The following is a 5,963-nucleotide window of genomic DNA, read 5'->3' as shown; positions in this document are numbered from 1 at the left end:
GACCAGAACGCATCCGCTCCGGTGCCTGGAGCGAACAGCTTTACGGAAGCCCAGGCGAAATCACGGATCCAGGATGCCGGCTTCGCCAATGTCAGCACATTGACGAAGGACGACCAGGGCATCTGGCGCGGCACCGCCGAGAAAGACGGAAAGCAGGTAGCCGTAGCGCTCGATTTCAAAGGCAACGTGGTTGCCGGCGCTCAATAACCGAACTCAGACGATGGAGTGAAACATGACGACTGTCACCGGACTTTTCGATGACTATCAGGACGCGTCCGACGCAGTAAGCGAGCTGGAAGCGATTGGCGTGCCGAGAGACGACATCAGCATCGTGGCGAACAATTCCGACAATTGGTATCGGGGGGACGAGACCTCGGAAGCCGGCGACGATGCCGCGGCCGGCGCGGGCCTGGGAGCGCTCGTGGGCGGCGCAGGCGGCCTTCTTACCGGGCTCGGAATCATGGCCATACCCGGTGTCGGGCCTGTGGTGGCGGCCGGCTGGCTAGCTGCTACGGCAGTTGGCGCGGTGGGCGGCGCGGTGGTCGGCGGAGCCGCCGGCGGAATTGTGGGCGCACTGACGGAGTCCGGCGTTCCTGAACGCGATGCTCATGTCTATGCCGAGGGCGTTCGCCGCGGCGGCAGTCTCGTGACGGCCAAAGTCGACGATCGGCTCACCGGCGAGGCTGAACGCATCCTGCGAGGCGAGCGTGCCGCCAACCTGGACGAGCGGCGAAGCGCTTACGAGGCCAGCGGGTGGACGGGATTCGACGCGACCGCAGAGCCCTATGATGACATCGAGGCCGAACGCGATCGCGTTCGCCGGACCACACCACTCTAAAAAATGAGGCCCCGTCGAATACACGACGGGGCTTTTTCTTGCCGGGCGCACGAGGCATCCAAAATTTTTTGATTGTCTGCTCATCTGGAACATCTAAGGCAATCCCACGCAGGAGCAGAGGGGATGACCCGGATCGCGACCTTCAACGTCAATGGGGTTAACGGCCGGCTCCCCGTGCTCTTTAAGTGGCTTGGCGAGACTGACTGTGACGTCGTCTGCCTTCAGGAACTGAAAACATCGAACGCAAAATTCCGATCGAGCGATTCGGGACCTCGGCTTTGGCGCAATCTGGCACGGCCAGAAATCCTATAACGGCGTGGCAATCCTGGCCCGTGGTAGGGATCCGGTCGAGCGCCGCCGCGGCTTGCCGGGCGATCCCGATGATACGCATAGCCGCTATCTCGAGGCGGAAATCGACGGTCTCATCGTCGACTGCATCTATCTGCCCAATGGCAATCCCGCGCCAGGGCCAAAGTTCGATTACAAGCTCCGTTGGTTCGAGCGTCTCGTCACCTACAGCCAGTCGCTGTTGGGCGAGCGCACGGTGCTTTGTGGTGATTACAACGTCGTGCCCACCGAAATAGACGCCGTTGTTCCGGCGCGCTGGCTGGGCGATGCCGTCTTCTTCCCCGAATGCAGGAAAGCCTATGCCCACATGCTAACCTTGGGTTGGGTGGATGCGATGCGTCGTATCCATCCAGACAAGGGCATATACACCTACTGGAACTTTTCCTATCGCGGCGGCTACGACCGAAGCTCAGGCCTGCGGATGGACCATCTGCTCGTAAGCCCGTCCCTTGCGAAGCGCATTCTGGCCGCGGGAGTCGATGTCGAGACCCGTGGATGGGAAAAGCCGAGCGATCACGCACCCGCCTGGATCGACGTCGGTTAAGACCGTTTGCGCAATTGCAGTTGCAGAAAGTCTGCCCGGCAGCCGTCGCCCACGCTTCACGTCGAAACCCTGAAAGGAGACCTCGCAGATGCCAAAGTTCGTTACGATCCAATATGGCGATCGGGCCGGATATGACCGCACGCCCCAACCCGTCAGGGATGCCGGCTCATGAACAGGACGCGAGGTTACGCTCCGAAGGCGCCCCGATAGGCAGGGCGGGGACGCCGGTACAGGTGCGCAATCCGGAGGGGTCGGGAGTGGAAACTCGCGATGGTGCGTTCATGTCCTCAGATCTGCCGATCGCCGGATTTGCCTTGATCGAAGCTGCTGACCTCACCGAGGCCATCGGCAAAATCTCGCAGGTCCCCTGTGCAGTCGCGCATGGCGTCGTCGAGGTGTGGCCCCTGGGCTGAAAACCCGGTGCAGTCTTGCTTGAATTGCTCCGCTGGGTGATGCCTGGCAGCACACCGCCGCCCCGGCCATCACCTACCTCCTCATTGGGCAGTGGGTCAGCCTAAGATGACTTGATGCGTTCTGATAAGCCGATCTGCATAAGATTCAATGAGACAGTACCGACCCGTTGCAAGTCATCCTTGCCATTTTCCAGAGGTCGGAAGCAGGGTAAGGTTGCCTATTCGCGTTTCTGGCTCGCGGAGATCGGCGGCAGCCCCCCTAGCCTGGACTATTCCAGGCCTGCACTTCGTAGGCCTTCGATATATCTTGAGCGGTCTTCCGCCCGTATCAGTGGGTGGTATTTCTCGACCCAGTCGATGCTGAAATTCGGCTGTAAGCGTTTGCATTCGACGAGCCCTTGGCGTGCGATTTCCAGATCACCGGCTAGTCCTGCGGCTGCCGTGAGTGTGCGCCAAGCGGTTCCAAAGTTCGGTCTCATCTGTACGGCCCGACGTTCAGCGCTTACCGCTTCGGCGTACCGCCCGGCGACTAGATGGCAAAGCCCTTCAACCGAAAGATTGGCCGCTTGGGTTTGATCAAGAGGACTCAATCGTCGTGCGATTTCGAGCTGACGGAGGCCATCGTCCGCAAGTCCGGCATAGCCAAATGCAACTCCCAAGATTATGTGGGCGAATACAAAGTTCGGGTTGCGCTGCAGTGCCTCGTTCAGTTCCTCCACCGCCGGCCCAAGTCGTCTCGACATCGCAAATACGTAACCCGCCGCAAAATGGGCCCATGCGTCGTCGGGATCGAGGTCAATCGCGCGTTGGGCGAGGGTGAGGGCATTGGATATGCTTGGAGCAAATTCCAAATTGCCTGAGACCACACGGGTGGCAAAGGCCCAAGCGAGTAGGCTGCGGGCGCGTGCATAGTGGGGATCAACCTCAATCGCTCGCTTCAGGAGGTTGATGCCAGTGTCCTCGTCTTGAATAACCCATGTCCAGATATAAGGCATTGCCCGGACAACACAGCCCCAGGCATCGAGACTCTCCGGCGCCTTACTTTGAAGGCGAAGGCGTTCAGCTGCGTAAATCTGCGGCTCTATCGCCGCGACAACGCTGTGAGTGATCTCGTCCTGCACGGCGAAAATATCAGAGGTGGGCCGGTCGTAGCGCTCTGCCCAGATGTGATTGCCGCTGGCCGCGTCGACAAGCTGCCCAGTTACCCGCACCCGCTCGCCAGCTTTGCGGACGCTGCCCTCCAGTATGTAGCGAACACCAAGCTCACGCGCGACCTGACGGATATCTGGCGCCTTGCCTTTGTACGCGAAGGTCGAATTGCGCGCGATAACGAAGAAGCCCCGCAGCTTGGATAAGGCCGTAATAATATCCTCGGCGACGCCGTCGCCAAAATATTCCTGTTCGGGGTCACCGCTCATGTTCAGGAACGGCAGGACAGCAATCGACGGCTTGTCGGGCTCGGCCAGTTTTCCTCCGATAGGGCCGGGCAGTGTCGGCTCTCTTTCGGGGTCACGGTCTAAGGCTACTCGATAGGCTCGCACCGGCCGTGCAATGTTTTTGAGTTCTTTGTCGCCGATATCCTCGAAATCAACCTTCAGCTTGTCGCGCACTTGTTCATATGCCGCACCCGACAGGCAAATACCGTTAGGTTCGGCGATACTTTGCAGACGGGCAGCAATATTGACACCGTCGCCCATCAGGTCGCCGTCGCTCTCTTCGATTACATCGCCAACATGGATACCTATGCGGAACTCGATACGTCTATCAGGCGGCACCCCGGCGTTGCGTTCGAGCATGGCGTTCTGCACTTCGATAGCGCAACGGACTGAATCGACAACGCTGCGGAACTCGACGAGGGTTCCGTCACCGGTGCGTTTCACCACTCGTCCGATGTATACCGCGATCGTAGGATCAACCAGGTCGCTGCGGAGGGCCCGGAGGCGCGCGAGAGTCCGATCTTCGTCCAAGCCAGCCAGTCGGCTGTATCCGACGACATCGGCTGCCAGGATCGCCGCAAGCTTGCGGGTCTCGCTCATTTGCCCCTTCCTTCACTCACCGACATAGCACAGACTCATTAGGGCTGCTTCATTTAGATCGGCTCGACCTGCAGCCGCTTCCGGTCCGCAGTGGACATTGCCGGCGATTGTTGAAAGGGCTTGGAGTGGGTCCCGCGCGGTCATCTGCGATGAGCGACTTGATCCCGTTGCGGACGTCGTGACTAGGCGCGATGATCTCAACCGCGCCAATTCGGCTTCCGGACTTAGGGGAGACACTTGTATGGCTGATTTCAACGTCGGCTTCGTGATTTTCCCCAATATCACTCAACTAGACTTCACCGGCCCGTTTGAGGTTCTGAGCCGGCTTGCAACGCCGCCCTCTATCTCGGCTCGCAGCAAGTTCCCGCAGTCGCGCACCCACGTCGTCGCGAAGACGATGTTGCCTGTCGTGAGTGACCGCGGCCTTGGCATCATGCCCAGTTGCACTTTCGAAACTTGTCCCGCGCTCGACCTCCTTTGCGTGCCGGGCGGCTCGGGCGTTGCGGAAGCGCTCGCCGATGCAGTGACGATCGACTTCATTCGCCGGCAGGGCGCGCATGCACAATACGTGACATCGGTATGCATGGGCGCGTTTCTTCTTGGCGCAGCCGGACTGCTGAAGGGGCGTCGGGCAGCGACGCATTGGGCCTATGTCGACCTATTGCCCCTGGTTGGCGCGCGACACGAAAAGGCACGTGTCGTCCGAGACGGCAACGTCTTCACGTCGGGTGGAGTCTCTGCAGGCATCGACTTCGCCTTGACCATCATTGCCGAACTTGCAGGGCCGGAGGTCGCACAAGCCATCCAACTTGGGATTGAGTACGACCCGTCGCCACCTTTCGATGCCGGCCAGCCCGACAAGGCGTCCGAGGCGGCCACGGCGCTGATGGTTCACCGCAATGAGGAGGCCCATGCGGGCATCAAGCGGGGGCTCGAGAAGGTTTCGCATAGAAAGGTGTAGGCAACTCTTCGCCTCACAGGTGTAGCTGCCGAGGTGCAACAATCGGAGGTGAGCGGCCCCTGTAATGGGCGCGAAAACCCTTGCACCCGTCGCTATGGACGACGCCCGTGCCGATCGCGATGAACTCCAGTAGATGCGCGCCGGGTACAAATTTGGAGCGCGAAGTGTGAACTTGGAGAGTCGCGTCGGGCGGCTTCGACGTCAATAGCCAGGCTCTTGCGCGGTCCGGCGACAATGTGCGGGGAAATCTAGGGAGGCAGCCAGTACGGATCCAGCTGAGAGCGGCCGAGGCGCTGCAAGCGACTCGGCAATGACGGCAGCAAGCTCCACTCGCAGCGAAACTAAAGAAGCAATCGTGCGTTGGACGCGATTAAGCCATTTCGTCTTGGGATGGGGCGGGTGAGCATGGTCAAGCCAACGTCGCGTAAAGCAATTCAGGGGTCAACCGCTCGTCAAGCGAAGTCGCCTATGCGTGACCCAGCCAATTCAGAACTGCCAACTTTTCGGCCCGTCCAGCTCGCAACGCTCGTGGACGTCGTCCCTGCCGGCGACCGCTGGCTCCACGAAATGAAATATGACGGCTATCGCATTCTAGTCGCCGTCGGCAGCGGGCAAGCGCGTGCCTACACGCGATCTGGCCTGGACTGGTCTCACCGTTTTCCTTCCATTCTTTCGGAAGCCAGCAAGCTCAAGGTCGGGTCCGCGCTGATTGATGGCGAGGCCGTCGTTGTCGATGCAAACGGACGATCAAACTTCCAGGCCCTTCAAAACGCATTGAAGGGTGCGCCGGCGACCATCGACTTTTATGCCTTCGACCTCCTTC

4 protein-coding genes and 3 pseudogenes are annotated in these 5,963 nt (G+C 60.1%); 6 read left to right on the top strand and 1 reads right to left on the bottom strand.

From position 1 onward, the window contains the following. The 4 genes and pseudogenes from EOA33_RS21200 to EOA33_RS40670 all read left to right on the top strand — a co-directional run. Nucleotides 1–207 (top strand): annotated as a pseudogene (locus tag EOA33_RS21200) (hypothetical protein); the annotation flags it as partial. A 25-nt stretch (nucleotides 208–232) separates the two neighbouring features. Further along, nucleotides 233–838: a general stress protein gene (locus tag EOA33_RS21195; protein WP_127406485.1), complete on the top strand. Its 606-nt coding sequence runs from the start codon at nucleotides 233–235 to the stop codon at nucleotides 836–838. Between the two features lie 123 nt (nucleotides 839–961). After that, nucleotides 962–1,730: pseudogene (xth, locus tag EOA33_RS21190) on the top strand (exodeoxyribonuclease III). A 257-nt stretch (nucleotides 1,731–1,987) separates the two neighbouring features. Next, nucleotides 1,988–2,143: a hypothetical protein gene (locus EOA33_RS40670; RefSeq protein WP_245455599.1), complete on the top strand. Its 156-nt coding sequence runs from the start codon at nucleotides 1,988–1,990 to the stop codon at nucleotides 2,141–2,143. Between the two features lie 269 nt (nucleotides 2,144–2,412). Here the strand turns inward: EOA33_RS40670 and EOA33_RS21180 are convergent, their stop codons facing one another. Next, complete coding sequence (locus EOA33_RS21180; RefSeq protein WP_127406484.1) at nucleotides 2,413–4,179, bottom strand: adenylate/guanylate cyclase domain-containing protein; 1,767 nt, start codon at nucleotides 4,177–4,179, stop codon at nucleotides 2,413–2,415. Between the two features lie 241 nt (nucleotides 4,180–4,420). On the opposite strand from EOA33_RS21180, the gene EOA33_RS21175 reads away from it, so the two are divergent. Beyond that, the gene (locus EOA33_RS21175; RefSeq protein WP_126056316.1) at nucleotides 4,421–5,140 is read left to right on the top strand and encodes a DJ-1/PfpI family protein; all 720 of its coding nucleotides are present in this window, start codon (nucleotides 4,421–4,423) and stop codon (nucleotides 5,138–5,140) included. Between the two features lie 405 nt (nucleotides 5,141–5,545). Continuing rightward, a pseudogene (locus EOA33_RS21165) lies at nucleotides 5,546–5,963 on the top strand (DNA ligase D); the annotation flags it as partial.

Source organism: Mesorhizobium sp. M4A.F.Ca.ET.050.02.1.1 (assembly GCF_003997725.1).
Classification (GTDB): Bacteria; Pseudomonadota; Alphaproteobacteria; order Rhizobiales; family Rhizobiaceae; genus Mesorhizobium.
Note: the sequence above shows the minus strand (reverse complement) of the source record. Positions and strands in the feature narration are given on the sequence as shown.